The 3,608-nt window shown below is 45.1% G+C and carries 2 protein-coding genes; both read left to right on the forward strand.

Annotated elements, in window-relative coordinates; translation table 11 throughout:
- Positions 1 to 582 precede the first annotated feature (582 nt).
- Positions 583 to 3,240, forward strand: a complete 2,658-nt coding sequence (locus tag GF309_12660; GenBank protein MBD3159636.1) for a hypothetical protein — start codon at positions 583 to 585, stop codon at positions 3,238 to 3,240.
- A gap of 158 nt (positions 3,241 to 3,398) precedes the next feature.
- A partial coding sequence (locus GF309_12665; GenBank protein MBD3159637.1) for a hypothetical protein occupies positions 3,399 to 3,608 on the forward strand: 210 nt, incomplete at its 3' end.

Genomic DNA, 3,608 nt, shown 5'->3' on the forward strand with positions numbered 1-3,608 from the left:
CAATCTCCTTAGCTGGAGCTTATTCTATGCAACTTTACAGAAATCCCCTCTAATCAATGTTTTTGCCGCCTAGGAGGATCAACCCTGTTAAAAGCTTCGAGTTTCTATCTAGAGGGGTATCCTTTAAGAAGAAACTCGAAACCAGATAAGCAAGGATAGTGCTGCAATACCCAAGTTCCAATACTATGAGCACTGGATTGATAAATAGCTCGATGGGAAAATCCGCATTGATAGAATACGTAATTCTGACCTGCTTTGTGTTGGGTGTTTGGTATTGCCAAACATGATGAGGAAAAAGAGGATATGATAAGCAAGCAGTAGTTATTCGAGACTATAAGACGTTTCTTTCAAACAAAGATGAGAAATAAAACGAGCAAAAAGAAAGGGGAAACTCGAAGTATATTTCGGGCGTCGGGTTCAAGATGTCAAAATACGCCCGTAAATTCAGACAACAACGTTTAACCAAGAAAAACAACGTGTACGGTTCAGCTTCCAGCCAAGAGAGAAAAATGGCGAAGAGTTAAAGTCGACTGGGCAATCTCAGCACTATTGTCTTCCTTAATTGCGGGAGAAGAATCGAAAATGAAGAACTCTGATCTTGTTGTTCGCTTTTCTAAACGGCTCTGGGATTTGCGATTGCAGCTTGCCCAATCCATAATTTCACCGATTCCTGACCATGACAAAATCACGACAGCTCAACGAATATTAGATCGCTTCATGTTCCTTTATTTCATAGCCTCGAACGGAATCATCAGTGAAATCAAAGAAACCAGGAGCGAGTATGGTTCGAATATCAGACTCCTATTCACACAGTTAGCCCAAAACTCGACCGAATTCTATGCGACCCTCAACAAGATCTTCTACAAATATCTCAACAGTCCTGACAAAAATAACATGCCGCTTGAAGGGGAGAAGAATCTGGCCCTTCACATACCGCATGTCAGCGGTAATCTCTTTCCTGAGAGAATATTTCCTAGCCCCCACGGACAAATCAAAGAGTCGGAACTCACCATAGAAGGGTTCGACTGGTCCCAGCTAATTGCTGGACTGAACAAGTACAACTGGGTCATCGACTCATCACACGCGGCAGGACCCAATGAGGTTACTCCCAGCATTCTGGGGCACATTTACGAGAAGTTCGTTGTAGCAATGAGCAGGATCAGAGAAATCGACAACCTTGAGCACTTGCGAACGACAAGCAAGGGCCAGATTCGAAAAGGCAAGAAGAAAATAGGTACCCACTACACGCCACCTGACATAACCGATTATATCGCTAGGAATACTATTCTTCCGTATACTGTGGACCAGATTGGCAAGAGCGAGTACACCAGCTTCGATGGATTCATTGAAGAACACCAAGATGACCCAGAGATGCTGGAAGCCTTCACGAATAAACTACAGCAAATTCGAGTTCTGGACCCTGCAGTTGGATCTGGTCATTTTCTTCTCGCTGCCGCCAATCTGCTTCTCAAGTGGTGGAAGGAGTCTGGAGACGAAACACCGGAGTACCAACTACGCAGAGACATCATCACGAACAACCTGTTCGGCGTCGATATCATGGATGGTGCTGTGGAGATATGCAAACTCCGCCTATGGCTTTGGTTACTAGCGGCACAGAAAAACGACCAAGACCCGAAGCCACTCCCGAATCTTAACTACAACATCAAAACCGGGAACTCGCTTATTGGATTGTCTCGGGAAGAAACTCCTGACGAGTTGCGTGATATCCTACAGGAATATGCCGAGGAGGTTAAACGACATAGAGCAAATCAGCAAGAGCATCTTGGACTGCATGAAGACATAAGAGCACTATATTCGAGAATCAGGAACCAACTTGACGAGATCTATCTCAAAGGAACAAATGACAGATTGGCCGTAGAGTTCAAAAATCTGGAAGATGCTCAAGAAGGTTTTGCGGCTGGGTGTGATCCTCGAGCCACATTGAGTTTGAAATTTGGGCGAAGTATGAGCGAAGATACCAAGCGGCGTTTGGATTCGCTTGGTTTCACGACCTGGAAGAAAACAGCGAAATTGAAAGTGAATCTCGAGGATTTCGATGGGAAGCACCTGAAAGAAATACGTGATGCAATTGGAAAAGGTGAGGACACAGATAGCATCATCATCATCGAGCGACTGCCGACAATCGAAGATCTGGAACAAATCAACCCATTCCACTGGATGCTGGAGTTCCCACGCGTTTTCGAGGAGAAGAGCGGGTTTGACGTTGTTATTGGCAATCCGCCGTATGGGGACCTGCTCAGCCCGGCTGAAAAAGCATTCATGTCGAGCCGTTACAGAACAGCAGGGTACAACGAAATCTCTGCCAACTTCATTGAACGACAAATCGAGATACTCCTCCGCGAAGGTGGCTATTTCGGAAACATCACAACCAGCTCGATACTGGCCAACAGCACGATGCACGAGCTTCACACCGTCATTCGAGAAAAGCTGACTGATGTCTGTACCAGTGTGTTCGCCAGACGACCTTCCAAGGTGTTCAGGAACGCGGAAATCAACGTGGCCATCACCACCGGAAGAAAGACAGAACATGCAAATGGGAGCTGGAAGACAAGCGACTTCATCAGGTTCCGCGAGGATGAGCAGGATGGACTGATGGAAAACATCGAGTATGGGGACATCGACGGACTGGTGCTACGGGACAGAATCGGTGGGAAGAGGGATGCGGATAAATTCGAAGTGATTCCGAAGGTTGGCGACCCGGTCAAAGAATCCATACTACGAAAATTGGCTTCAAAGGATAGGACCATTGGAGACTGTCTGGGGGATGGTGAATACAGACTCTATTTCCGCAGGGCTGCAAACTACTGGATGAACGTCTCTATCGAGAAACCTGCTGGCGCCACGAATATGAAGTTGATGCGATTCAAGAATGAATTGGAAAGGGATTTTTCATTTCTGGTCCTGAACTCATCACTGTTCTATTTGTACTGGATGACATATTGCAACATGCATGATGTTACACGAAGCCAGATACGGAAGTTTCCTGTGCCTGGCATCTCCGAGCTACAAAGACATAAGGATGCCATTTCTTCGCTCAGTAAGAGTCTTTCAGAAGAAATCACAAAGCAATACAGACCAGGTACTTACCATCAGTTCAGAATGCAACCTGCGAAGCCATTGATAGATGATATCGAGAATTTACTAATCGGTCCTATCTATAATCTGAAACATAAGCAAATCTCACATTCTGTGGACTATCAGAGCAAGTATAGATTATAGAATCTGAAATTGTTCACAGGGAATTTGCTCAGAAGTCTTAAGGGCCAAGTGGCAATTTCGCTATTATTAACTACTGGTGTCATCCACGCGTTCTTGGTGAAACTAACCCAAAACAGTCAAATACTTCTGCCAGAACTGTACCGAAAATTGTGATGCAAATGGTAGATGATGAGAGCATAATTGAAACGCTTATTGATGAAATCATGGAAGAAATAGAAGAGGAAATCGAAGAAGCCTTCGAGGGTTTGATCGTAAAAGATCGCATTGAGGCAATCATCGAAGAAGTAGAGGAAGAAGTCGAGGAGAAAGTAGTCGAGACAGTGAACGAAGGGTATTCTGAGGGCATGTCAGGCAAGGACAAGCAAAAA

This window comes from Candidatus Lokiarchaeota archaeon (genome assembly GCA_014730275.1).
Lineage (GTDB): Archaea > Asgardarchaeota > Thorarchaeia > Thorarchaeales > Thorarchaeaceae > WJIL01.

What these genes read in the sequence shown, in the direction of transcription:
- GF309_12660 (MBD3159636.1), top strand. Translation starts at nt 583, where the DNA reads ATGAAGAACTCTGATCTTGTTGTTCGCTTTTCTAAACGGCTCTGGGAT.